The organism is Chelativorans salis (assembly GCF_025336525.1).
GTDB lineage: Bacteria > Pseudomonadota > Alphaproteobacteria > Rhizobiales > Rhizobiaceae > Chelativorans > Chelativorans salis.
In genome coordinates, this window is record NZ_JAOCZP010000004.1 from 189,850 (window position 1) to 214,331 (window position 24,482).

Genomic DNA, 24,482 nt, shown 5'->3' on the forward strand with positions numbered 1-24,482 from the left:
TCCGATGCACCCAATACCGCGGTACACCTTAATAGTTGAATATTTCTTCACATAGCTTGCCGGATCCGGCGAGGATTGCCGGAAATATCGTAGAGAAATGCTTAGCCAATTCGCTAAAATGCAGAGTATCTCCGCCCTCCTCTCGATTTCGCTGGCTCCGCAATCGCTGCCGATCTCGGCGCCGCCGGAAATCACTCCGCCCGCCGGTGCTTCGAGCGCTGCCGTGCGGGCCCCTGTGCTGCGGAGAGATTGTAGGCGGTGTCGATCAGGGCGAGGTGCGATAGCGCCTGAGGAAAGTTACCGAGAAGATTTCCGTTCACGACATCGTACTGTTCGGAAAGGAGACCGACATCGCTGCGGATGGCGAGCAGATCCTCGAACATGCGGATGCCCTCGTCGTGCCTGCCCTGTAGGATGAGGTTGTCGATGTACCAGAACGTGCAGGCCAGGAAGACGCCTTCGCCGGGTGGAAGGCCGTCCTCGGTCTCGTGTGAATCGTAGCGATGGACGAAGCCGTCGCGCATGAGCCGCTTGCCGATGGCGTCGACCGTGCTGATCATGCGCGGGTCCGTAGCCGGCAGGAAGCCGACGAGCGGGATCAGGAGAGTGGCCGCGTCAAGTTGTTTCGAGCCGTAGGCCTGAACGAAAGAGCCGAGTTCCCGGTCGAATGCCCTTTCGCAAATTTCCGCATGCAGACTGTCGCGCAGACTGCGCCAGTGGTCGGCAGGCCCGTCGAGGCCGAAGTCCTCGACGGCTGAGACGGCCCGATCGAAGGCCACCCACATCATGACCTTGGAATGCGTGAAGTGCTGCTTGCGACCGCGCACCTCCCAGATGCCGTGATCCAGCTCGCCGCGCAGTGTTTCCAGATAACTTAGAAGGGCTTGCTGCAGCGACCAGCTCTCCCGAGTGGGTGCAAGATCGTAGCGGCGGGCGTGATGGAGCGCATCCAGCACCTCCCCGAAGGTGTCGAGCTGGAGTTGCCTACAGCCGGCATTGCCTATGCGCACCGGCCCCGCGCCGCCGTAGCCGGGGACCCAGGGCAGCTCCCACTCGTCCACGCGGTGGGCGCCCGTGACACTGTAGAGTGGCTGGATCTGTGAAGGATGACCGGCCACGGCTCGCGCCAGCCAGTCGCGCCAGGCTGCGGCTTCCTGCCGGTAGCCCGCCTGCATCAGTGAAAGCAGCACGAAGGTGGCGTCTCGAAGCCAACAGTAGCGATAATCCCAGTTTCGAGTGCCGCCGGGCATCTCGGGGAGTGAGGTGGTCGGCGCGGCAATGATGCCGCCGGTCGGGCTGAAGGTCAGCGCCTTGAGGGTGATCAGCGAGCGCACGACGGATTCACGCCATCGGCCCTCGTAATTGCCTCGGGCAGCCCAATTCCGCCAGTAAGCTTCCGTCTTGTCCAACGCGGCACGCGGCTCGAGGGGCTCCGGTGCTTTCAGGTGGGAAGGATTATGGCTGAGGACGAAGGGCACCTCTTCGCCGTTGCCCACGGCAAAATCGGCGACCGTCTTCAGGTCCTCGCCATGGTGATTGGCAGGGGTGCGCAGCACGATCATATCGGGGCCGGCGATGGCGATGAGTTTATCGTCCACGCGCCAGACCCACGGTATCAGCTGGCCGTAGTCGAAGCGTATAACGAGCTCCATCCTGAGATCGACCCGGCCTTCGATACCGGTGACGATTCGTACCAGCGTTGGCGGACCATCCCTTACCGGCATGAAATCAGTGAGCATGCAGACGCCGCCGGCGGTCTCGAACACCGTCTCCAGTACCAGGCTTTCTGGCCGATATCGGCGGGTGATGCGCTTGGGCGGGTCGGCCGGAGCGATCTGCCAGTGTCCGTTTCCGTGCTCCCCGAGCAAGGCTGCGAAACAGGCGGGCGAGTCGAAGCGTGGCAGGCAGAGCCAATCGATCGAGCCGTTCTTGCCCACCAGGGCCGCAGTCTCGCAGTCGCCGATAAGAGCATAATCCTGGATCCGCTGCACCATCGCACTCAACTTTCCTGTCGGGACAATCGGTTAACAGCTGGAACGCCTCTTAGGGCCCGGTGTTCCTGTGTCGGAGGTATCTCTGGGACCTCTTCAGGGCAAAGGCAGGTGTTTGGCAACTGTGGCGGCAGGGTAAGCGGCGAACAAAATGGCTCCTTCGCCGTTTGGCATTGAGAACTCTCGTCTGTTGCGTCGGAGAGATGGCGTGAAGAGCACCCTATCAGTGACTGTTGCACTTGCTTGCATCTTGGCAGGAGCGGACTTTTCCTCCTCTCAGGAGGGTGGGGAGATGGCGCCCGCCACGATCCTTGTCGACCTCAGGGAAAACAATCTGAGCGCGGAGGAGATCCAGGGCGTGACATCGATCCCGTCCTTGCGCATCGCCAGCCTCAATGCGCTTTCCGGTGCTGATCGGCAGCAGCTCGAGGAAATACTTCGGGATACGGAGGACGGCTTCGCGGAAGTCCGGACGGCGATCGAGGCGAATGAGACGCTGGAGGCCCAGCTCAAGGATCGCGCCGTTCCTGTGTCCAACGTGGTTGCTGTAACGCGCACCGAAACCGGAGCGATCACCATCTATACCGGTAAGCCGGAACTCTGAGCGCCAGGCCGCCGATGCCAGCCTGGAGTTGCGGAACGATCTGGCGCTGGTCGGCGTTCGCGAAGTGACCGCGGCATCACAAAACAAACCTATGGCAAGGGCGGCCTTCCGAGACGTTCGTTGCAAAGGAGGCGGCAAGATGCAGAGCAGGATTTTGGCCGAGAACGACGGGCAGAAGACCTATGCCCTGGTTTTGGAAACCGGCGAGGAGGTGATGGCCTGCCTCCAGGAGTTCGCCGATGGGCAGCGGCTCACCGCCGCTCAGTTTTCCGCCATCGGCGCTTTCAGCGATGCCGTCATCACCTTCTTCGACTGGGAGAAGAAGGAGTATCTTCCCAACCCGATCACCGAGCAGGTGGAGGTCGCTTCGCTCAACGGCGATGTCGCACTTGCTCCCGACGGCAGCCGCGCCATCCACATCCACACTGTGCTCGGCAGGCGTGACGGCGCAGCGTTCGCCGGGCATCTGGCGGAAGCTCATGTGCGCCCGACGCTGGAGGTGATCGTCACCGAAAACCCGGCGCACCTCGACAAGCGGTACGACCCGGAGAGCGGCCTGGTGCTCATCCGCCCCGAAAGTTGAGCCCGTCGAGCTGCATTAGCCGGTGCCTGCGAAGCGCGAAGGGGAACTTCCCGCCGTAGGCCAAGTTCGGTCTGCAGGACCAAAGCTGCCAGCAGCGAGGAGAACGATATGGCTCAAACGGTTAGCGATTTTATGCTCAGCCGCCTAGGCGAATGGGGCGTGAAGCGCATCTACGGCTATCCGGGTGACGGGATCAACGGCATACTTGGTGCGCTGGGCCGGGCCACCGGCGAGGTCGAGTTCATCCAGACCGCGCATGAGGAACTCGCTGCCTTCGCCGCCTGCGGGCACGCCAAGTGGACCGGTGAGCCCGGTGTGTGCCTGGCAACATCCGGGCCAGGCGCGATCCACCTGCTCAATGGCCTCTACGACGCTAAGCTGGACCATACGCCGGTGGTCGCCATCGTCGGCCATCAGAAGCGCATGTCGCTCGGCGGCAGCTATCAGCAGGAGGTCGATCTCATCTCCCTCTTCAAGGACGTGGCGAGCGACTACGTTCACATGTGCTCCGACCCCGTGCAGATGCGCCATCTCATCGACCGGGCCATGCGGATAGCGCTGGCGCGGCGGACAGTTACCTGCATCATCATACCGGGCGACGTGCAGGAGCTGGATGCAGTACCTTCTCCGCCAAGACAGCACGGTGCGGTATTTTCCGGGGTGGGTTACCCCAAACCGGTCCATGTGCCCGGTGGGGATGATCTGACGCAGGCGGCGGAAGTTCTGAATAGCGGTGAGCGCGTGGCCATGCTGGTCGGTGCCGGCGCCCTGAACGCCAGTGCCGAGGTCATGAAGGTGGCCGATCTCCTCGGCGCCGGCGTTGCGAAAGCTCTACTCGGCCGCGCCGCCCTCCCTGACGACCTTCCCTTCGTCACCGGCGCGATCGGTCTGCTCGGCACGCGGCCCAGCTACGACCTGATGATGGACTGCGACACCCTCCTCGTCGTCGGCTCCAGCTTTCCCTATTCCGAGTTCCTGCCGCCAGAAGGCCAGGCGCGCGGTGTGCAGATCGACATCGACGGTCGGATGCTTTCGATCCGCTATCCGATGGAGGTCAATCTCGTCGGTGACAGTGCGGCAACCCTCCAGGCGCTCATTCCGCACTTGAAAAGCAAGAAGGACCGCTCGTGGCGCGAAGGGATCGAGAAGAATGTCCGCGAGTGGTGGGAGGTGACGGAGGAGCGCGCGATGAGCAAAGCCGACCCCGTCAATCCACAACGGGCGGTGTGGGAACTCTCGTCGCGGCTGCCGGAGAACTGCATCATCAGTGCCGATTCGGGGAGCGTCGCAAACTGGTTTGCGCGCGACCTGAAGCTAAGACCGGGCATGAAGGCCTCTCTGTCGGGCGGTCTCGCGACCATGTGCCCTGGCGTTCCTTACGCGCTGGCGGCCAAGTTCGCCTATCCGGATCGCGTCGCCATTGCTCTGGTCGGGGATGGCGCCATGCAGATGCTGGGTATCAACGGTCTCATCGACGTTGCCAAATACTGGGAGCAGTGGTCCGATCCGCGCTTGGCGGTCTTGGTGCTGAACAACGGTGACCTGAACCAGGTCACATGGGAGCAGCGCGTGCTGGCTGGCGATCCAAAGTTTCCCGATTCCCAGGATGTGCCGGCGTTCGACTACGCCCGCTACGCCGAGATGCTGGGTCTCAAGGGCATACGGGTGGAGACGCCGGAGCAAGTCGGCCCTGCCTGGGACAAGGCGCTGAGCGCGGACAGACCATGCGTGCTCGACGTGGTCACCGACCCGAAGGTGCCGCCGCTACCGCCGCACATCAGCTATGGCCAGGCCAAGAAGTATGCCGAGGCGGTCGTCAAGGGCGATCCCGAGGCGGTCGGCATCATCTGGCAATCCTTCAAGCAGGCCATGCAGGGTGTGTTGCCGAGCAGACACTAGCATTTTTGGCACCTCAATGAGGTGTGGCTGTCGGAGCAAGACATGAGAAGCGCGAAGATCGAGGTCATCGACGTCGCGGCATATCGGATTCCCACGGATGGTCCCGAAGCCGATGGTACGCTGCACTGGGACGACACAACGATGGTGCTCGCGCGTGCCAATGCTGGTGGCGAACAGGGTCTCGGATACACCTACAGCCATGAATCCGCCGGTGAGCTGATCCGGTCGAAGCTCTCGGAGATCGTGACCGGGCGCGATGCGATGGCGGTCACGGATTGCTTCGAAGCGATGGCTGCAGCAGTACGCAATCTCGGACGGGCCGGGCTCGCCTTCCAGGCGATTTCGGCGGTGGACGTCGCGCTGTGGGACCTGAAGGCAAGGCTTTTGGGCGTTCCGCTGGTCACGCTTCTCGGCCAGGTGCGCGAGGCGATCCCGGTCTATGGCAGTGGCGGGTTCACCACCTACTCGATCGAGCGCCTGCAGGCGCAGTTCGGCGGCTGGGCCGGTGAGGGTATTTCCCGCGTGAAGATGAAGGTGGGGAGCGATCCAGCCGAGGATGTCGCCCGCGTGCGTGCGGCGCGCGAGGCGATCGGGCCGGAGGCAGAGCTCTTCGTCGATGCCAATGGTGCCTATGATCGCAAAGAGGCGCTGGCCAAGGCGGAGGCCTTTCGCGAATATGGAGTGAGCTGGTTCGAGGAGCCCGTCTCATCGGACGATCTCGAGGGTTTGAGGCTCATCCGGGACTGCGCCCCGGCCGGTATGGAAATCACGGCCGGCGAGTATGGGCACGACTTCTTCTACTTCCGCCGCATGCTGGAGAGAGGCGCGGTAGACGTGCTGCAGCCGGATGCCACGCGCTGCGGCGGCATTACCGGCTTTATGCAAGCCGGCATCCTGTGCCAGGCTTACGGCTTGCCATTCTCGGCCCACACGGCGCCCGCAATTCACGTCCATCCGTGCTGCGCGCTGCCGAACGCGCGCCATGTCGAGTATTTCTACGATCATGCTCGCATCGAGGAGATGCTGTTCGAGGGCGCCCGTCCGCCAGTCGACGGTTCCCTCGGACCCGACCTTTCCCGACCGGGCCTCGGACTGGAATTTCAGGACGGGGAAGCAGCCCGGTACGCCATCTGATCCTGCCGACGGGAGAAAGCCTTGGCCAATATCCGCGCGGAACCGCCATCCCGCCCTTCGGACGAAGCGGTGGCCGCGCTCGTCGCCGACCTTGAGCGCCGTATCCGCGGCGAAGTCCGCTTCCGCACCGAGGACCAGGCGCTCTATTCCACCGACGCCTCAAACTACCGCCAGGTGCCCATCGGAGTGGTGATCCCTTGCGATGAGGAGGATGCGGTCGAGGCCGTCGCATGCTGCCGCGAGCACGGAGTGCCCATCCTTCCGAGGGGATGCGGCACAAGCCTCTCCGGCGAGACCTGCAACGTCGCCGTGGTGCTCGACTTCTCCAAGTACCACAACCGTGTTCTCGATATCGACTACGAGAACAAGCGCGCCCGGGTGCAGAGCGGGACGATCTTCGACGACCTGCGGGGCGAGGTGGAGCGGAACGGCCTCACCGTTGCCTTCGACACCTCGACCCATGCCTACGCTACCATCGGCGGCATGGTCGGCAACAATTCCTGCGGCGTGCATTCGGTGCTTGCGGAGAAGATGGGTGCCGGCTCCGGCCGCACGGAGGATAACATCCACGAGTTGGAAGTGCTGACCTATGACGGACTGCGCCTGAAGGTCGGCCCGACGCCCGAAGACGAGCTGGAACGGATCATCCGTGAAGGCGGCCGGCGCGGCGAGATCTACGGCAGGCTCAAGGCGCTGCGTGACAAATATGCTGACCTCATCCGGGAACGCTATCCCCAGATACCGCGGCGTGTCTCGGGCTACAGTCTTCCGCAGTTGCTACCGGAGCACGGCTTCAATGTCGCCCGTGCACTGGTCGGCACGGAGGGGACCTGCGTGACGGTGCTGGACGCGACCGTTGGGTTGGTTGAGAGCCCGCCGGCGCGGGTGATGCTCGTGCTCGGCTACCCAGACGTCTATGCCACGGGCGACCACGTGCCCGAGGTGAGGGCGAGCGGTCCGGTGGGCCTGGAGGCGATCGACGCACGGCTGATCGAGAACATGCGGCGCAAGGGCCTGCACACGAAGGACCTCGATCTTCTGCCGGAGGGGGGAGGGTGGCTGCTTGCGGAATTCGGCGGCGAAAATCAGGAGGAAGCGGAGGCGCAGGCTCGGGAGTTGATGGACGCGCTCGGAAAGGGCTCCCACCCTCCCTCGATGCGGCTCATTACCAGTCCCGAGGAGCAGACGGCGATCTGGCACATCCGCGAATCCGGACTCGGGGCGACGGCCTTCGTGCCCGGCCGGGAAGACAACTGGCCAGGCTGGGAGGATTCGGCCGTGCCGCCGGAGCGGGTGGGTGAGTACCTGCGCGACCTCAAGGCTCTCTTCGACCGCTACGACTACAGCGCCTCCCTCTACGGACATTTTGGGCAGGGCTGCATCCACTGCCGCATCAATTTCGACGTCCGCACGTCCGAAGGCGTGGCCAAGTGGCGCTCGTTCATGGACGATGCGGCCGACCTCGTGGTCCGGTATGGCGGTTCCTTCTCTGGCGAGCATGGCGACGGCCAGGCCCGCGCGGCGCTCCTGCCGAAGCTATTCGGCGAGGAGCTCGTGAACGCCTTCCGCGAGTTCAAGGCGATCTGGGATCCCGAGGGCCGGATGAACCCGGGCAAGGTGGTCGATCCCTATCCCATCACCGCGCATCTGCAGGCAGGCCCAGACTACCGGCCGCCGAAGCTCGATACCCACTTCGCCTATCCGGAGGACGAGGGGAGCTTCGCGCGCGCAATTTCGCGCTGCGTGGGCGTGGGAAAATGCCGCATGAGGGGCGGGCAGGTTATGTGCCCGAGTTTCATGGCCACGCGCGAGGAAGAGCACACCACGCGCGGCCGCGCCCACAGCCTCTTCGAAATGCTTCATGGCGGGCCCATCAAGGACGGCTGGAAGAGCGAGGAGGTGCACGAGGCGCTCGATCTGTGCCTCGCCTGCAAGGGGTGTAAGAGCGACTGTCCGATCAACGTGGACATGGCCACTTACAAGGCCGAGTTCATGGCGCACTACTACGAGGGCAGGCGGCGGCCGGTCCACATGTACAGCATGGGCCTGATCTACTGGTGGGCGCGCGCGGCTTCGCGCATGCCCGGGACGGCAAACTTCTTCACGCGCACGGAGCCTTTCGCGGCTATCCTGAAGCGGGTGGGTGGGATTGCCACCGAGAGGCAAATGCCTGCCTTCGCCTCGCCGACGCTGACCACCTGGTTCCGCCGCCGATCCAGCCAGGATGGTGTGCCGGGCGGGCGTCGGGTCCTGCTCTGGCCGGACACCTTCACAAATTATCTGACGCCGGAGCCCGGAAAGGCGGCGGTGGAGGTACTCGAAGCCGCCGGCTATCGCGTCGAAATTCCGCCGCGACCCCTGTGCTGCGGCCGTCCGCTCTATGCCATCGGAATGCTGGATCGTGCGAAGAAGCTTTGGCGTCAGACGCTCGACCATTTGCGGCCGGCTATCCGCGAAGGCGTGCCGCTCGTCGGCGTCGAGCCGAGCTGCGTGGCAGCCTTTCGCGACGAGCTCGTCAATCTCTCCCCCGACGATGAGGACGCGCGGACGCTCTCAAACCAGACCTTTCTGTTGAGCGAGTTTCTGCGAGAGGAAGGCTTTGAACCGCCTCGTCTCGAGCGGCGTGCCCTCGTGCACTACCACTGCAACCACCACGCGATCATGGGCAAGGAGGCCGAGAACGAGGTTCTCGATGCGCTCGGCCTCGACCACCGCGACCTCAACGCCGGCTGCTGCGGCATGGCGGGGCCATTCGGCTTCGAGGCTGACCATTACGATGTCTCGATCAAGTGTGGGGAGCGCGTGCTCCTACCCGCCGTGCGGCGGGCCGATCCCGATGCGCTTGTCATCGCCAACGGCTTCAGTTGCCGCGAGCAGATCGCCCAGTGCACGGGCCGTCAGGCAGTGCATCTGGCCGAGGTGCTGCGCATGGCGATGAACGGAGACGCAGCCTGAAGGAAAATACTGCATGCGCTAGCTTTCACTGAACAATCGAGCCGCTGCGGCGTTCGATTCCAGACATTCATCCGGCAGCGACGCGATGCTGCCTTAACCCAGAGGAGGAAACACCATGAAAATCTCAACGCTCAGCCTTTCCGTTCTTGCAGGGCTGGTTCTGACCGCCGCACCCGCGCTTGCCCAGGATGCTGCCATGGTCGAAGTCGCTGAAAGCGAGCAATACGGGCAGTATCTCACGGACAGTGAAGGTCGCGCGCTCTATCTCTTCACTGCGGACACGCAGGGTCAAGACGGCACGGAGCCACAGGTCTCCTGCACGGGCGAATGCCTTGATGCATGGCCGCCGTACTACACCCAAGGCCAGCCACAGGCCGGGAACATGGCCGATGCCTCCCTGCTCGGCACGGTGGATCACGAGGGCCAGATGATGGTTACCTACAACGGTTGGCCGCTCTACTACTTTGTCCGGGACGAGGGGGCGGGCGACACAAACGGCCAGCATGTCGAGAGTTTCGGCGGCGAGTGGTACCTGGTCAGCCCGGAAGGCGAGAGAGTGGAGGAGTGATGGGGTGAGAAAGGCAGCCATTTCTGCTCGCTGCTGAAGACGATTCTCGCCAATGCTCGTGAATAGCGTCCGGAGCGCCCTCCGATTCTCGAGGCGGTGGAGGCCGTGCGCTGGAGCGACCCCTCCGGCGTTCATAGCCATCCTCCTCCAGGGGTGCTCCGGCGCCCAGAACAGCCTCGACCCGGCAAGCCGTAGCGCAGCCCTCATCGCCAATTTGTGGTGGGGGATGCTTGTCATCGGCACCGTCATAATGATCGGCGTGCTGATCGCGCTGTTTATCGGCCTCGGGCGTGGGTGGGGCGGCACCGAACGTCCGCTTTCCTCCCGCGGCTCTTTCCTACTGGTCGTCGCCGGCGGTGTCGTCACGCCGATGCTGGTGATCATGGCGATGGTGATCGTCGGCGTCTCGGTGGGACGGGAGATCGCAACCCGGCCGCAGAGCGGCCCGATTGTCGAGGTGATCGGCCGCCTATGGTGGTGGGAGCTGCGCTATCTTGACGGGGACGGCGAGGTGATTGCGACGACGGCAAACGAAATGCACATTCCCGTTGGCCAGCCGGTGCGCCTGCGGCTGACATCGGAGAACGTGATCCACAGCTTCTGGGCACCGCAACTCCAGGGCAAGACAGACCTCATTCCCGGCCAGGTGAACGAGAGCTGGATCGAGGCGGAGCGGGCCGGCGTCTATCGCGGCCAATGCTCAGAATATTGTGGCGTGCAGCACGCGCTTATGAGCTTCATCGTCGTGGCCGAACCGCTGGAGGAATTCGAACGGTGGCTCTCACTGCAGGCGGAACCTGCCACCGAGCCCTCCAGTGATGAGACGAGGCGGGGGCAGCAGGTTTTCCTCGAGCAGGGCTGCGCGGGCTGCCACACAATCCGCAGCGTGTCGGAGGTGGGAGAGATCGGGCCGGACCTCACGCATCTGGCAGGCCGACGGACGTTGGCAGCAGCCACGGTCCCCAACACGAAAGGCCATCTCGGCGGCTGGATCAGCGATCCCCAGCGCATCAAACCGGGCAACAAGATGCCGTCGACGGTGATGGAGCCGGCCGACCTCCAGGCGCTGCTTGCCTTCCTGGGGAGCCTCGAATGAGCGTGATTGAGCCCCCCCGCCAAGGCGAGATCGTGACCCGGACGCCCGAGGAGCTCGACCGCCTGAGTTCCACCTGGGAATCGCCAGGCGGGCTCATCGGTTGGTTCATGCCCGTGAACCAGCGCGTCATCGGGCGGCGCTTCGTCCTCACCGCCTTCGTTTTCTTCTTTCTCGCCGGTGCGCTGGCGGTGCTTATGCGCATCCAGCTCATGCGGCCGGAGAACGACTTCCTTTCGCCCGATCTCTACAACCAGTTCTTCACCGTGCACGGCACGGCGATGATGTTCCTGTTCGCCATTCCGGTGATGGAGGGCATCGCCATCTACATTGTGCCGATGATGGTCGGTACGCGCGACATGGCATTCCCGCGGCTCAACGCCTTTGGGTACTACGTCTATTTGATCGGCGGCGCGGTCTTCTTCGGCTCGCTGCTGTTCAACATCGCCCCGGCGGCGGGCTGGTTCAACTACGTGCCGCTTGCCGGCATCGAATATTCGCCAGGGCTGGGCGTCGGCATTTGGACGACGATGATCACCTTCATCGAGGTCTCCGCACTGACGGCGGCGGTGGAGCTGATCGTCACGATCCTGAAGCTGCGCGCGCCGGGCATGTCGCTCAACCGTATGCCGCTGTTCGTCTGGTCGGCACTGGTGACGGCCTTCATGATCGTCTTCGCCATGCCGGCTATCATCGCCGCTTCGAGCCTCTTGGTCATGGACCGCCAGATCGGCACCCATATCTTCACGCCGGAGACAGGTGGCCAGCCGCTCTTGTGGCAGCACCTTTTCTGGTTCTTCGGCCACCCAGAGGTCTACATCATCCTGATGCCGGCGCTCGGCATCATCTCGACGATCATCCCGGTTTTCACGCAGCGCCCGATCTTCGGCTACACTGCACTGGTGCTGTCGCTGGTGGCCACCGGCTTCATCGGTTTCGGGCTGTGGGTGCACCACATGTTCGCTACCGGCCTGCCGCAGCTCGGGATGAGCTTCTTCATGGCTGCAAGCGCCATGATCGCCATTCCCCAAGGAATCCAGGTATTCTGCTGGATCGCCTCCATGTGGGGCGCGCGCATGCGCTTCGACACCCCGCTGCTCTACGTCCTCGGCTTCTTCGTTATCTTCGTCGTCGGCGGGATTTCCGGCGTGATGGTGGCCGTCATCCCCTTCGATCTGCAGGTGCACGACACGTTCTTCCTCGTGGCGCATTTCCACTATGTGCTGATCGGCGGCGCTGTCTTCCCGCTGATCGGCGGCATGTACTACTGGTACCCGAAGATGTTCGGTCGCATGATGGACGAGCGCCTTGGCAAGATCAGCTTCTGGCTTGCCTTCATCGGCTTCAACGTCACCTTCTTCCCGATGCACCAGCTCGGGCTCCAGGGTATGCCGCGGCGCATCTACACCTATCTCGAGGAGCTGGGCTGGGGAGACCTGAACCTTTTGGCGACCATGGGCTCGTTCATCCTGGCGGCAGGCTTCCTGCTCAGCCTCTTCAACGCGCTGTGGAGCCTATGGCGGGGCGCACCGGCCGGCGAAGACCCCTGGGGCTCGCCGACGCTCGAATGGGCGACCCCTTCGCCGCCGCCCAACTACAACCACGCCCATATACCGATCGTCTCCGGGCGCTACCCGCTCTGGGATCGGCGCGGTGAAGAGTCGAGCCCCGTGGTCGTGGGGCTGCGCGACGACCGGCGCGAGGTGCTGGTCACGACAGTACTCGACGCCGAGCCGCATGCGGTGGCCGTGATGCCGGCGCCGACCATCTGGCCGTTCATCTCGGCCGTGGCCGCCTCGACCGGCTTCCTGGGCATCCTTTACCACCCGAGCTTCTTTCTCGTCGGCTTCTTCGGCGCGGCCGCGACTTTCACAATGTGGTTCTGGCCACGCCGGCCGTGGAGGGACGACTGACCATGCATAGTCACGCCGGTTACGACGCAAGGGAGTTGACACGCTTCGCACACAAGACGCACCCGCTCTGGTGGGGCATTCTGGGCGTCGTCACAATCGAGGCGACGGTGGTGGCCTCGCTGATCGCGAGCTACTTCTATCTACGCATGGATGCCGAGGCGTGGCCGCCGCCGGGTGTCGATCCGCCGGGCCTGCTCTTTCCGACCATCAACCTCGTGCTGCTCGTTACCAGCAGCGGCACGATGTATTGGGCCGGCTGGGGCATCAATCGGGAAAACAAGCTGGTGCTGACGCTTGGCACCAGCGCCAGCGTGGCGCTCGCCAGCCTCGTCCTGGTGCTGCGCGGGATTGAGCTTTCGGACCTCGGCTTCCTCTGGAACAGCCATCCCTACGGCTCCATCGTCTGGACCATGATGGGCTTCCACTTCGTCCACGTGGTCTCCGCCATCATCGGCACCGCCGTCGTCGCGTTCCTCGCCGGCATCGGATACTTCACGCGCGAGAGGCAGCTCGGGGTGGTGGTGGACACGCTCTACTGGTACTTCGTCGCCGGCATCTGGATACCGCTCTATCTGGTCCTGTGCTGGGCGCCGCGCGTTCTTTAACGAATGGGAACCGCGCATGCGAAACGACAACGAAAGCATCGTGCAGACGAGGATCGGCTCCCTGGTCATATGGGAAGGCTGGCTCTTCGGTCCGGTCGCCTGGGCCGCCCACCAGAACATGAGCTATGGCCTGACCTACTGGGCCTGCGAAGCTGGCACCAGGTGGCCGATCTTTCTGGTGACCCTCCTGGCGTTGGGAGTGGCGATCACAGCCGGTTATGTGTCGTGGCGGTTGCGGCAGTCCGCCGCCCCGGCGGGCGCCGGGGACGACCGTACAATGGCCGCAACTCGCGCCCGGTTCGTGACCACGGTGGGCGTGCTGATCTGCGCAATATCAGGAACCGGCATCCTGGTGGAGACGATCCCGGTGCTCATGCTGGACGCCTGCGCGAGGGCCACCTGATGGCGTTCGCGCGCATATGCTTCTGGGCTCTGCTCTGTGCGGCGGTGCCCCAGGATATCGCGGCCGCCCATGCGATCGATCCGGTCCGCGAGACCGCGTCATGGGGCTGGACGGCGTTCACCGTGGCGTCACTTGCCCTCTCGGCCTGGCTCTATGCGCGGGGTCTTCACCGGCTGTGGGCGCGCGCCAAGGCCGGCGCCGGCATCCGGAGATGGCAGGCTGCAGCCTTTGCCGGAGGTTGGATGGCGGCCGCCGCGGCGCTCCTGTCGCCGCTCGACCATTGGGCGGAGGAGCTGTTTTCCGCCCACATGGTGCAGCACGAAATCCTCATGCTCGTCGCCGCACCGCTCGTTGTGCTCGGCCGGCCTGCTTCCGCATTTCTTTGGGCCTTTCCTCCGGGCGGGCGCCGTCGGATCGGACGCTTCCTCGCAAGCCCCTGGTGGCTGGCGACCCGGCGGCCGTTCGCCCATTCGCTGGGTGCCTGGGCCACCTATGCCATCGTCCTGTGGGCCTGGCACGCGCCCGTCCTGTTCGAGGCAGCGACGTTCAGGGATGACGTTCACGCCCTGCAGCACGTTACCTTCTTCGGGGCGGCCCTCCTGTTCTGGTGGGCATTTCTCGATGCGGGCCATGGGCGGGCGAAGGATGGGATTGCGCTCGTCGCCAACTTCACCACGGCCGTTCATTCCTCCCTCCTCGGCGCGCTCCTGACCTTCGCCCCGACCGCCTGGTACGCGCCTTATCTGGAGACCGCCGGGCACTGGGGTCTGACAGCGATCGAGGATCAGCAGCTCGGCGGTCTCATCATGTGGGTGCCGGGCGGGATGGTGCATCTGATCGCCGGCCTCGTCGTCGGCGCGCGGTTGATCGGGCAGGATGGCTTTCGGCCGGACCGGCAGAAGCCGCTGGCGCATCGCGCGGGAGGCGGCAAGTGACCATAGTGCGAGCCCCACTGGTGTTCGTCATGCTGTTCGTCGCCGTCTCCGGCTGCGACGAAGGCCCCCGCAATGCTCAGCCTGCGGTGGAGGGCAATCCACAGGCGGGCGCCGCCGCGATTGCCAGCTATGGCTGCGGCACATGCCACATGATCCCGGGCATCCCCGGCGCCGATGCTACCGCCGGGCCGCCGCTCGGCAACTACGCGAGGCGCGTCTATGTCGCCGGCGTCCTGCCCAATACGCCCGACGACCTCGTGCGCTGGATCAGGCATCCGCAGGAGGTCGACCCTCGGACGGCAATGCCGGAACTGGGCGTGACGGAGGAGGAGGCGCGGGACATTGCCGCCTATCTCTACACCAGGACGGGAGGACGATGGTGACCAGGATTGTTTCTACCCTTCTGGTGCTGACGATCCTCAGTCTCGTGGGCGCTGCCGTCTATGTCTATTCCGGCGTCTACGACGTGGCTGCGACCCGGCAGCATACGCCTCCGGTCTACTGGCTGCTGCAGACCGCGCTTAGACGTTCCATTGCGGTGCGTGCCCGCGACATCGAGACGCCCGACCTTTCGGGTCCCGACCGCTTCCGCTCCGGCATGCGACTTTATCGGGAGCGTTGTGCCCAGTGCCACGGCGCACCCGGCGTCGCGCCGGACCGGTTCTCGCTCGGCATGACACCTGTGCCGCCGCCCATCATGCAGGCGGGGCGGGAGATGAGTCCGGCGGAAATCTTCTGGACTGTGAAACACGGGCTGAAGATGACCGGCATGCCGGGTTGGGATTTCAAGCTCACCGACGAGGAGATATGGGACATCGTCGCCTTCTCGATCGCCGTGCCGAACCTCTCGCCCGCCCAGTATTACGAGCTGGCCGGGATCGAGCAGAACCCGCCCGAACCGACCCAAGCCGAAGGAGCAGACCAGGCTTCCGGCGATGCGGAGGCAGGCAGGGTGGCGCTTCTCCAGTATGGCTGCATCGCCTGTCACACGATCGACGGCGTGACCGGACCGGACGCCTGGGTGGGCCCGCCCTTAAGGCGCATGCGGGAACGCAAGTACATCGCCGGCGTCCTGCCGAACAGCCGAGAGAACCTCATCCGCTGGATCCGCGATCCGCAGGGCGTCGATCCGCTGACGGCGATGCCGCAGCTTGGGGTAACGGAAAAGCATGCCCGTGATATCGCGGCTTATCTCTATTCCTTGGACGACGCCGGTCGCGAGATGCGCTAGTCGCCCTCGCATCCGGCCGTTGGAGAGCCGGCCGCACGAGCTTTGATGCGCGGCGCCAAGCTGCTCGCATGGCCAACGAAAGGTGCCAAAAGCAGAAAACACCTGCTAACGCACTGATTGAGGAAATTGGAGCGGGCGAAGGGATTCGAACCCTCGACCCCAACCTTGGCAACTGGATCAAGCCATTTTCGCTACAACAGGTTTTTTTATCCCATAGCGCGAAAAACTGCGATCGGTCAAGTACTTGCATTGACAGGCGCGCCGCCGGGGCTACGCTAGAAATACCCCTGATTTCCTCCCAACTGCTTCCCCCCTGCTTCCCCGCTCATGCTGCACCTGCGTGGGGAAGCAAATCGGCCCGTGCGCGGCCGCCGCCTCGCTTCCATGCAGCTGATTTCAAATCACGAATCCAGCTTGAAGGGAGAATGGCATGCCGAAACTGACCAAAAGAATTGTTGATGCACTGCAACATGACCAGGAGCGCGACGTGTTCATATGGGACACCGAAGTCCGTGGCTTTGGTGTTCGCGTGAAGCCCTCCGGAACGAAGACCTTCCTCATTCAGTACCGCAACGCAGAGCGCCGCACACGGCGTTTCGTCATCGGCCAGTATGGTGTGCTGACCGTCGAATTCGCGCGGGACCTCGCCAGGAAAAAGCTCGCGTCCGTCGTCGACGGCGGCGATCCTTCAGCTGAGCGCCGCGCTGCCCGCGAAGGCATGACCGTGGCTCAAATCTGCGACTGGTATCTTGAGGAGGCGGAAGCAGGGCGGCTTCTCGGCCGGAACAGGCGGCCGATCAAGGCTTCGTCGGTGGCCGGCGACCGGAGCCGGATCGAGCAGCATATCAAGCCGCTGATCGGAACGCGTGTCGTGAGCCATCTGCGGTTGGCCGACATCGAGCGACTGCAAGCCGATATCGCGGCGGGCAAGACGGCGCGGACCCGCCGCACAGGCCGTGGAGGGCAGACCTCCGGCGGGGCGGGCGTGGCGGCACGCGCCATCAGCACGCTGCGTAGCCTGCTCAACCATGCGCGTCGGCTCGGGCTGATCGAACAGAGTCCGGCGAATGGTGTGCGCGTGATCGCGTCCGAGAAGCTCAAGCGCCGCCTCAGCGCCGGCGAAATCCGGCATCTCGGCAAGATCATGATGCAAATGGAGCGGGAGGGGGAGCACCCGACGGGCCTTGCCGCGATACGGGCGATGCTGCTGACCGGTTTCCGGCGCATGGAGGTACTCGGCATGCGCAAGGAGTGGATCGAGCCGGAGGGGAACTGCGTCGCCTTCCCGGACACGAAGTCAGGGCCGCAATTGCGGGCCGCCGGCGATGCCGCAATTGCCCATCTGCTCAGCCAAGGGCAGCGCAGTCCCTCACCCTTTGTCTTCCCGGCCGATTGGGGTGAAGGCCACTTTATCGGCGTCGTGCGCGTGCTTGATCGGGTATGCGCGCGAGCCGGATTGGAGGATGTCACCCCGCATACGCTCCGGCATACCTTCGCGAGCATCGCGGCCTCCCTCGGCTTCAGCGAGCTGACGATTTCGGGCCTTCTCGGGCATGCGCCACGCGGAGTAACGCAGCGCTATGTGCATCTGGATACTGCACTTGTAATCGCCGCCGATCAGGTCGCCTCAGAGGTCGCCCGACTGCTGGATGGCGGAGAAGTCGGGTCTGTTCGTGAGATGAAGCTGATGCGTTCGAAGATGTTAGTGCAGGTTCCGGTGTAGGAGAGTTTTGGGACAATTCTTGGCACGGCGGCCTACGGGTCAGAGACTCTATTTTGACTGGAGGATACCACCGAGATACCGCGGATCGGCTCGCGACAGTTCTTCGGAGCCAGACGGAAAGGTACCGGCTCATTCCGCGTGAGAGCAAGAGCGGCACCTCAGAAGTCAGAGGCTAAAGGTTACACTCGTGTCGGGTGCGCCAAATGCCGCCGATTACCCTCCACAATACGCTATAGCCGCCGAACGTATTCCTCTGCATCTTGTAGAGGGTGGCTGGCACGCCGAAGAGCGTAAAAACGGCGGCGTTTGGCGGTGGAAGATTTCGAATCGCTTCCGGTCGAATGATTGTCGTTACGAGGACATTGCGTCGGGCTTGGTATGGGAGGAGCGCGCCCTCATTTCGGTTCGCGGTCGCGCAAACGGCAGGTGCGGACGACCCGATCGGTTAGATACGGTCAAACACCGAGCCCATGCGCGGGCTGAAGAGCCGTTCGTATGTGCGCAGCAGGAAACCGTCGGTCATTCCGGAAACGTGGTCGCAGATCACGCGCATCTTCTCGTCGGCAGCCTCGTAGCGAGCCTTGGTGCTTTCTGGAAGCAGTGACTTCGGATCGGTCGCCAGCGCCTCGAATACGGCTACCACCATGTTCTGGCCCTTGAATTCGAGCTGCTGGACACGGGCGCTCCTGATCACTTTCTCCTTCACCGCCTTCTTCAGAGTGTTGAGGAAGGTGCGCTGCGGCTCGGGAAGATCGACCCGATACCGCAGCAGCGGCGTCTCGAAGCCCTCCTCCACCCTGATCCGGACCGAGGTGATGAGGTGCGTCACCATCCTGCCAATGTTTCGCTTGCGCGTCGCATCGTCACTCAGGGCCTTAACGAGGCCGGCATAGACGTCATTGCCGAAGTCCTCGCGAGTCTGGATGTAGTCGAGGAAACTCCTGCAAGATTCCTCGGGCAACGCGGAAGCGAGGTCGTCGGCGTCCATGAGACCCATGGTTAGTGCGTCCTCGAGGTCGTGCACACCGAAGGCGATATCGTCGGCGAGGTCCATGATGCTACAATCGAACGACTTGTGCCTGGTCTTGCCATGGTCGCCTTCAACCGGCTCCCAGGCCGTGAACAGGTCCCGCTCGACCCGAGGCACAGGGTCGAGCAGCCAGTCCACCACATCCGACTCGGTGTTGAGATAGCACTTGGGCGGACGGCAGGCCTTCCGGTTGATGAGGCGCACTACCGACGCGCCGCCTAGGAGCGCTGGCATCAACTTTTCGTCTGTGCTGCGGACCGCGCTCATCGGCGCCGGATATTTTAGCACGCCAAGCAGAGATCGGCGGGAAAGATTGGCGCCATTGCTGGCCGAGAATTTCTCAAGCCGGCTGAGGATGCGCAGGGTCTGGCCGTTGCCCTCGAACCCACCATCGCCTCGCATGGCGTAGTGCAGCGCGACCTCGCCGCCATGCCCGAAAGGGGGATGGCCGAGGTCATGCGTCGCGCCGATCGCTTGGATTATGGTAAGATTAGGAATCCACGGCGAGGCCTCGTGGTCGGGGAAGTCCTTCTTCAGCTGGAGCGCGATTCCGCCCGCTACCTGAGCCACCTCGATCGAGTGTGTAAGCCGGTTCCGGTAGAAGTCAGAGTCGCCGAGATTGAGTATTTGGGTCTTGCCTTGCAGGCGCCGGAACGATGACGAATGGATAATGCGCCCATAATCGGTAGCGGCCGCATCGCGAGCGTCGGACGTGCTCGGCTTCCACCCCTCGCGACGCGCTCCCCAGATATTGGCGTTGGGGTCGAAGATCATCGGCTTCAAGTTGTCCTTTTCCCAGAGGTGCTACTGGAAGACGAAATTCAGCTGCGGCGACTGTCTGCTGGCCTCGCGGGACCACACCCACGCGTCGAATTCTCGCCGAGAAATAGAAAGTAGGTCCGCTGCGAAACAGAACGCGTTCTTTAAGAAGTCATATGCGTCGTTATTAACTCCCGATTTTAAAGCAAAGCTTCTGATATGGCGATCCACAGCAATAGACTCAATTCCTACCAAACAAGCCATGTAGTCGATTGTCTTGGGTCCTACACCATTCAATGATTGGAGGTCGGCACAGAACGGCTCAGACTTGAGCACTGTTCGCATGTCGTCTGTGGTGTCCACCTTTGCCCTATGCAGAAAGCAGACGAGGCGCTCAAAGCGCTCTATCTTGGTCCGATGCTGCCAGTTGAGCAGATGCGCAGTACTGCCCTTCTCAACGAGATTGCTGAGCGCACTTACGCGATCCGCATCAGGAAACTCCTTTAGAATGCGCCCCACGCGCGGCATGACCACCGAATGATAGCTAAGCCCTGCCTGCAGCACGGCGTCCGCGAGAAGAGCTCCAGCGTGCTTATATGTTGAGCGCCGCACAGCATATGTAGCAGGAACGCCCTGCGATGAGGCGAAATCCGCCACTCGGCGCGCCGCTTTCAAAAGCTCAAGTCGATCCGGTGGAGATGGAGTCATTATAATAGTCCCGTTTGCCGAAGCGCCTCTAGGCGCTCAACACAGTTTGGGCAAGCTCCGCACGGAAGTTTACTCGATGCTTGGCAGGAGAATGTCCTACCGACGGGTACTCCGAGGCGGATGGCCTCTTGGGCGACTTCTGTTTTTGATGAGTACCGAAAGGGTGACGTGAATCGCACCGGTCCGATGGCGTCGGTGAGTCCGTCGAGCTTGTTCATGAACTCGGCGGTGCAGTCGATCTCCTTGGCATGGTTGCTATTGATAAAGCCTGTGTAGACTTCTAGGATACCGAGTGTTTGCGCTTTTGCAGCGGCGGCGGCGTAAAACAGAAGGGTTCGATAAGGGATGTACAGATCATCATCGCGAACATTGTCATTCCAGAGGTCGGCCTCAACAATCAGTCGCGATTTTGATCCCCTAAAAAGATCTGAAAGGTTGACCCGCTCCGGACGCTTCATATCTGCGGGCAGAACTTCATTCACCCGGTTCCATTCAGTCTCGACACAGTGTTGGCCGTAGTCAAAAAACAGCGGGCTCACATCCGTTCCCTCCGCATGCAACCCAAAGGCCACGGTCGTAGAGTCCAAGCCACCAGATGCGAGAAGCATCACTTTCTTGGTCATCTATCGGCGCCCCTCTCAAGCTTCGATAAGGCGTCAAACGTGCCGTTCAAACAGACGTCGAGATCGGACGAATAAGCGGTGCTTCCCCTAACCACCATTGTGTTCCGGTTCTCGCTACGAGGATCGAAGGTAACGACTGGCTTTCCCATTTCGATTGCAAGGCCGATCTCGACCAAAGTTCCTGGGTCGCGTTCGATGGGTATTGCGAAGACCGCTGCACATTCTCGAAGCAACTGCACGTCACTAAAGTAGTAAGGTGAAAGGGACTCGACGGGCGCTTCGCGTTTGGCCTCGCCGTTTTCCTTAACCGGCCTTCTGACTCGAAAGTTATGGTATTCCAATGCAGCTACGGCGGCGTTGATCTCTATATGATCTGCGTATGAGAAATCTGGTGCGGCCAGGTAAATTTGCAGACCCGGACGCACATGCCACGGCAGGGTGACGCCGCCCAGACCGCGGACAACCTCGATAGGTATCCGGAGTTCTCGCTCGATGTCGCGTTGAAGATCATCCGGCCACGTAGTCTGAGAATAGACCGTCGCAACTTGCATGCCCCGCCAAGCGGCATCTCGGGCGCTACCGTCGAAAGTACCAAATACGGCGGTGAAGGCGTCTCCGACACCAACTGAATTCATGGTTACATCTAGTGTGGCGGTAATATACTCGATGGCGCCGGTGCCAAGATCGAATAGCCTACTGCCGCCACGATTTTCTTTCAGAAGTAGCTGCTTTGCGCCAATGCACTTTGCTAAATCTAGCAACGGAGCAACATCGCTCGATGCAAGCTTCGAGAACAAGATCGAGGAGGTCGAGATTACAACGGAGTCTATCCGACCCGTAAGCGAACGGAGAACATCCGCGCCGTCCACATCGTAGGCTGCATCGATGGTGACGCGAGCCCCTGGCTTGAGTTGTTTGAACACTTCCCCCAAGTCGTAGCGGCCTGGGAAGATAACGACAGGGTCAAACCGGCTCAAATCGACGTGGTCGCAACTTGGAACAACTCTCCTTTCGTCGCGTAGAATGTCTTCGTAACCTTGGTGTCCCACCTCTTTTACATCAGCAATCGCGATAACGTTGGGCGCACCGGTTACCTCCCCGAGGAGGACAAATTCCTGACAGCCGTGCTGGGCAAGGTAATTCCTTGCTTGTTCGACCAAGTACGCCGGGCAGAATGCTCCCACGGAGTAGTCTCGCCCACTAGCCCATAGGCCGCGAGCTGCATGTGCCACGCCGCCAAGCCTTACTTTTGCGTCGGTCGTGCGCGTCGGCATCGTGAAGTCAACCGTGACTTCGCCGATTAGTACCGGAATTGTCTCTGGCATCTAGCCAGCCACAAAATCAGCTTGGACTTGGGGGCTGCTGCCGTTTGAGGATACCGTCACAATACCCGTGTAGGTGAAACCATCTTGCAAGCAACGTGCAAGATAGTTGAGCCGGGTTGGTAGTGAGCCAACCGAAACCGTACCTGCAACAGCTACAACTCGGCCCCTGAGCTCAATTGTAAGCTGGGTTCCAACCGCAGGCGCAAAACCGTTATTCACATAGAAATCATGGCTGGCAACGTCCTCGAGACTCGCAGAGAACGCCTCTCCACATTTATCTGAGCCGCTGGACCCACCGGACGATCCGCTGCCTGATGTCGTTTTCGGCTTGCCAGAATAATCGCTAAAATTTCCCGATCCACTGCTACCCATGATTCCCCCCCCGTAAATATCGGGCTAGACTACCTACAGCTGAGCGGCCATATCAAGTATTCATATACAAAATGCACACTATCTGCTCACGAATTTAGCAGGCTCGAGCCCATTCTCCATCCGCTCATTTTCTTCTATGGCATTCCGCGGATTATTTCTGGCCGCTGGCTGAACGGCAGACAGCCGCCGAATTCTGCTGAAACCGGACTGGCGGAAAAACAGCTACGTTGCTGCCGTCGAAAGCTCTGATCCGAATGTGCGCGCTGCGAGTGTTCTATCGAGCTTATGATCCCCTAGAAAATTTCGAACGGTGTCTCTCCTCCGGGGCGAGCCAGCTTTCAATGAAATCTAGCGGATCAACGCTTCCCATTATTGCTCTGGCGAGCGCCAGGCGCTCTTCCAGACGCTGCCGACGTGTGTCATCCGCGCTCTTCAGGCGCTCTGTTGCGTCCGCGAAGAAGCGCTCTACGGTCATCGCTTTTCCCCACTTCTCGATGATCTCGGCCAGCTGCTGCCGGCTGTCGGCGAGAGCCTGGGCCGCCTTTCGCGCATCTTCCTCCCTTTCGTAGCGCTCCCACCGCTCTTTTTGCTCTTTTTTCCTCTGCTCCTCCGCCGCTTCTTCGGCCTCCATAAGGCGTTGCAGATCAACTTTGGACGCACCTAGCGTCTCGACAATTTCTGGGATCAGACGCTCAAGCGACTGCTGCTCCGTTTCCTGCCAGTTGCGAGACCAGTTGACGCCCTTCTTTGGTGAGTAGGCAACGATCCGAAAACGCCCGGACGGCATATCCTGCTCGGTTGTCCACGAGTGCGTCAGTTGCCAAGATTTGGCTGAGCGTATGAGCTTGCTGTCCTCACGATGATAGTCGCCATTGAAATAGCGCATCGTCACGCGCTCTGTCATCTCGGTGATGGCGAGCGCTACTGGCACCATGTCGATATAAAAAACAGTCGGCCTGTCAGGAGCCCAAATGCTTCCTGAGTGGTAGCGACCGTATTTGCGATCCTTTCGCTCGACCTCTTGTTCCCTGACATGAATGCGCAGCAGATTGTCGGCAGCTGGCGCGATCTGAACTCGGTATCCTCGCTCGTCAAGCGCAAGATATAGAGCGTTGGCGATGGAGAGAGCACGCGGCAGCGCGGCTTCTGATGAAATCAGGTCCGGCAGAATCCTTTTGTAGGGCCTGAGGAACTCGCCGTTCTTGACCTCCCGTGTTCTCCGTAAATGTTCTTCTGCACCAAAAAGCAACGGGTGACGAACCGGACGGCGAGTTCTCGCAACGAGCTTTGGCTTGCGCGCGGCTCCTTCCTCCATTGTTCGCCTTTTGCGCGGTTTGACGACTGGCGGCAGGATATCGATGGTCTCATCGGACGCTTCTGGCAAGGTCGGTAACTCTGCCGGAAGTCCTAGGGACTTGCGGGTCCAGTACCCCGATCCGGGATAAGGCACTTGGTATCGTTTGCAGATAGCGGCGAGTGCCGTGCCGGAAATTCCGAGCTCCGGTGCGACTTTGCTAAGTGGCCTCTCGCAGACCCGTTTATAAAGCTCAAGGCGCGTCACCTGCATAGCGAATATTTCAACTCCGTCACAACCGATATCGCATTGCAGGTACACTCATTGATCCCGTCTTTTGAGTGGGATTCTGTCCTTTTTTGATGCCGATTTTAGAGGGCTATGGCGTAGATATAGTTGTCATCTTCACCCGGTGCGACGCGCCAACAGAATCAAAACTTGGCAGGAACATACATGCCTCACCATGCCTCAAACTCACCAGAAACTCACCAAGAATTGGCGTGCTCCCTCGTGTTCTCGAAGGTTTTTGGCGCGGGTCCACCTCTTCTCTAGTCAAACGCTTTGCAAGAGGCCCTCGGCCGAAATAGGGTATGGCCTATGTGACAGGCGAGGCGCTGATGCTCCTACATATCGAGGGCATCGTAGTCTTTGCAGCCGCCACGCCCGCCTTCTTTCTCCATGGCGGCGCCTGATATCTCGTGCTCTCCCCCCGACCTCTCTTCTCGCTGATACCG

The 24,482-nt window shown here is 61.9% G+C and carries 20 protein-coding genes; 14 read left to right on the plus strand and 6 right to left on the minus strand.

The window, feature by feature from the left end; all coding sequences use genetic code 11:
- Nucleotides 1-191: 191 nt before the first annotated feature.
- Nucleotides 192-1,994, minus strand: coding sequence for a glycoside hydrolase family 15 protein (locus tag N5A92_RS14640; RefSeq protein ID WP_260904044.1), 1,803 nt, complete (start codon nt 1,992-1,994; stop codon nt 192-194).
- 289 nt (nt 1,995-2,283) lie between these two features.
- Here N5A92_RS14640 and N5A92_RS14645 point away from each other — a divergent pair, with 289 nt between their 5' ends.
- The 14 genes from N5A92_RS14645 to N5A92_RS14710 all read left to right on the plus strand — a co-directional run bounded on the left by N5A92_RS14645 (nt 2,284) and on the right by N5A92_RS14710 (nt 17,637).
- Nucleotides 2,284-2,595 (plus strand): hypothetical protein, encoded by a 312-nt coding sequence (locus N5A92_RS14645; protein ID WP_260904045.1) that lies wholly within the window; start codon nt 2,284-2,286, stop codon nt 2,593-2,595.
- Nucleotides 2,596-2,734: 139 nt separating this feature from the next.
- On the plus strand, nt 2,735-3,178 hold the full coding sequence (locus N5A92_RS14650) for a PPC domain-containing DNA-binding protein (protein WP_260904047.1): 444 nt from the start codon (nt 2,735-2,737) through the stop codon (nt 3,176-3,178).
- Between the two features lie 108 nt (nt 3,179-3,286).
- Nucleotides 3,287-5,077, plus strand: a complete 1,791-nt coding sequence (locus N5A92_RS14655) for a thiamine pyrophosphate-requiring protein (protein ID WP_260904049.1) — start codon at nt 3,287-3,289, stop codon at nt 5,075-5,077.
- 42 nt (nt 5,078-5,119) lie between these two features.
- On the plus strand, nt 5,120-6,211 hold the full coding sequence (locus tag N5A92_RS14660) for an enolase C-terminal domain-like protein (protein WP_260904050.1): 1,092 nt from the start codon (nt 5,120-5,122) through the stop codon (nt 6,209-6,211).
- Between the two features lie 21 nt (nt 6,212-6,232).
- The gene (locus N5A92_RS14665; RefSeq protein ID WP_260904051.1) at nt 6,233-9,166 is read left to right on the plus strand and encodes an FAD-binding and (Fe-S)-binding domain-containing protein; all 2,934 of its coding nucleotides are present in this window, start codon (nt 6,233-6,235) and stop codon (nt 9,164-9,166) included.
- A 115-nt stretch (nt 9,167-9,281) separates the two neighbouring features.
- On the plus strand, nt 9,282-9,734 hold the full coding sequence (locus N5A92_RS14670; protein WP_260904054.1) for a COG4315 family predicted lipoprotein: 453 nt from the start codon (nt 9,282-9,284) through the stop codon (nt 9,732-9,734).
- Nucleotides 9,735-9,960: 226 nt separating this feature from the next.
- A complete protein-coding gene (locus N5A92_RS14675; protein WP_260904055.1) occupies nt 9,961-10,830 on the plus strand; it encodes a cytochrome c oxidase subunit II in 870 nt (289 codons plus the stop codon).
- Complete coding sequence (gene ctaD / locus N5A92_RS14680) at nt 10,827-12,740, plus strand: cytochrome c oxidase subunit I (protein WP_260904056.1); 1,914 nt, start codon at nt 10,827-10,829, stop codon at nt 12,738-12,740. The genes N5A92_RS14675 and ctaD overlap by 4 nt, the downstream gene beginning before the upstream one ends.
- A gap of 2 nt (nt 12,741-12,742) precedes the next feature.
- Nucleotides 12,743-13,345 (plus strand): cytochrome c oxidase subunit 3, encoded by a 603-nt coding sequence (locus N5A92_RS14685; protein ID WP_260904058.1) that lies wholly within the window; start codon nt 12,743-12,745, stop codon nt 13,343-13,345.
- 16 nt (nt 13,346-13,361) lie between these two features.
- Nucleotides 13,362-13,748, plus strand: coding sequence for a hypothetical protein (locus N5A92_RS14690; RefSeq protein ID WP_260904060.1), 387 nt, complete (start codon nt 13,362-13,364; stop codon nt 13,746-13,748).
- Entirely contained in the window at nt 13,748-14,683 is a 936-nt protein-coding gene (locus N5A92_RS14695; protein ID WP_260904062.1) for a cytochrome c oxidase assembly protein, read from the plus strand. The genes N5A92_RS14690 and N5A92_RS14695 overlap by 1 nt, the downstream gene beginning before the upstream one ends.
- Nucleotides 14,680-15,066, plus strand: a complete 387-nt coding sequence (locus N5A92_RS14700) for a c-type cytochrome (protein WP_260904065.1) — start codon at nt 14,680-14,682, stop codon at nt 15,064-15,066. The genes N5A92_RS14695 and N5A92_RS14700 overlap by 4 nt, the downstream gene beginning before the upstream one ends.
- The gene (locus N5A92_RS14705; protein ID WP_260904067.1) at nt 15,063-15,914 is read left to right on the plus strand and encodes a c-type cytochrome; all 852 of its coding nucleotides are present in this window, start codon (nt 15,063-15,065) and stop codon (nt 15,912-15,914) included. The genes N5A92_RS14700 and N5A92_RS14705 overlap by 4 nt, the downstream gene beginning before the upstream one ends.
- A 430-nt stretch (nt 15,915-16,344) precedes the next feature.
- Nucleotides 16,345-17,637 carry a tyrosine-type recombinase/integrase gene (locus N5A92_RS14710; protein ID WP_260904069.1) on the plus strand — a complete coding sequence of 431 codons (1,293 nt, stop codon included), beginning with the start codon at nt 16,345-16,347 and terminating at the stop codon, nt 17,635-17,637.
- Nucleotides 17,638-18,082: 445 nt separating this feature from the next.
- Here N5A92_RS14710 and N5A92_RS14715 read toward each other — a convergent pair whose 3' ends face one another.
- The 5 genes from N5A92_RS14715 to N5A92_RS14735 form a co-directional block, all read right to left on the minus strand.
- Entirely contained in the window at nt 18,083-19,441 is a 1,359-nt protein-coding gene (locus N5A92_RS14715; RefSeq protein ID WP_260904693.1) for an anti-phage deoxyguanosine triphosphatase, read from the minus strand.
- A gap of 30 nt (nt 19,442-19,471) precedes the next feature.
- Entirely contained in the window at nt 19,472-20,134 is a 663-nt protein-coding gene (locus N5A92_RS14720) for an HhH-GDP family DNA glycosylase (protein WP_260904072.1), read from the minus strand.
- A complete protein-coding gene (locus N5A92_RS14725) occupies nt 20,134-20,757 on the minus strand; it encodes a 7-cyano-7-deazaguanine synthase (RefSeq protein WP_260904074.1) in 624 nt (207 codons plus the stop codon). The genes N5A92_RS14720 and N5A92_RS14725 overlap by 1 nt, the downstream gene beginning before the upstream one ends.
- Nucleotides 20,754-22,082 (minus strand): nucleoside 2-deoxyribosyltransferase, encoded by a 1,329-nt coding sequence (locus N5A92_RS14730; protein ID WP_260904075.1) that lies wholly within the window; start codon nt 22,080-22,082, stop codon nt 20,754-20,756. Before N5A92_RS14730 ends, N5A92_RS14725 begins: the two co-directional genes overlap by 4 nt.
- A gap of 655 nt (nt 22,083-22,737) precedes the next feature.
- The gene (locus N5A92_RS14735; protein WP_260904076.1) at nt 22,738-24,021 is read right to left on the minus strand and encodes a hypothetical protein; all 1,284 of its coding nucleotides are present in this window, start codon (nt 24,019-24,021) and stop codon (nt 22,738-22,740) included.
- Nucleotides 24,022-24,482: the final 461 nt, after the last annotated feature.

Coding starts and splice junctions, on each gene's coding strand:
- N5A92_RS14640 (WP_260904044.1), bottom strand. CDS start 1,994: ATGGTGCAGCGGATCCAGGATTATGCTCTTATCGGCGACTGCGAGACT.
- N5A92_RS14645 (WP_260904045.1), top strand. CDS start 2,284: ATGGCGCCCGCCACGATCCTTGTCGACCTCAGGGAAAACAATCTGAGC.
- N5A92_RS14650 (WP_260904047.1), top strand. CDS start 2,735: ATGCAGAGCAGGATTTTGGCCGAGAACGACGGGCAGAAGACCTATGCC.
- N5A92_RS14655 (WP_260904049.1), top strand. CDS start 3,287: ATGGCTCAAACGGTTAGCGATTTTATGCTCAGCCGCCTAGGCGAATGG.
- N5A92_RS14660 (WP_260904050.1), top strand. CDS start 5,120: ATGAGAAGCGCGAAGATCGAGGTCATCGACGTCGCGGCATATCGGATT.
- N5A92_RS14670 (WP_260904054.1), top strand. CDS start 9,282: ATGAAAATCTCAACGCTCAGCCTTTCCGTTCTTGCAGGGCTGGTTCTG.
- N5A92_RS14675 (WP_260904055.1), top strand. CDS start 9,961: ATGCTTGTCATCGGCACCGTCATAATGATCGGCGTGCTGATCGCGCTG.
- ctaD (WP_260904056.1), top strand. CDS start 10,827: ATGAGCGTGATTGAGCCCCCCCGCCAAGGCGAGATCGTGACCCGGACG.
- N5A92_RS14685 (WP_260904058.1), top strand. CDS start 12,743: ATGCATAGTCACGCCGGTTACGACGCAAGGGAGTTGACACGCTTCGCA.
- N5A92_RS14690 (WP_260904060.1), top strand. CDS start 13,362: ATGCGAAACGACAACGAAAGCATCGTGCAGACGAGGATCGGCTCCCTG.
- N5A92_RS14695 (WP_260904062.1), top strand. CDS start 13,748: ATGGCGTTCGCGCGCATATGCTTCTGGGCTCTGCTCTGTGCGGCGGTG.
- N5A92_RS14710 (WP_260904069.1), top strand. CDS start 16,345: ATGCCGAAACTGACCAAAAGAATTGTTGATGCACTGCAACATGACCAG.
- N5A92_RS14715 (WP_260904693.1), bottom strand. CDS start 19,441: ATGATCTTCGACCCCAACGCCAATATCTGGGGAGCGCGTCGCGAGGGG.
- N5A92_RS14720 (WP_260904072.1), bottom strand. CDS start 20,134: ATGACTCCATCTCCACCGGATCGACTTGAGCTTTTGAAAGCGGCGCGC.
- N5A92_RS14725 (WP_260904074.1), bottom strand. CDS start 20,757: ATGACCAAGAAAGTGATGCTTCTCGCATCTGGTGGCTTGGACTCTACG.
- N5A92_RS14730 (WP_260904075.1), bottom strand. CDS start 22,082: ATGCCAGAGACAATTCCGGTACTAATCGGCGAAGTCACGGTTGACTTC.
- N5A92_RS14735 (WP_260904076.1), bottom strand. CDS start 24,021: ATGCAGGTGACGCGCCTTGAGCTTTATAAACGGGTCTGCGAGAGGCCA.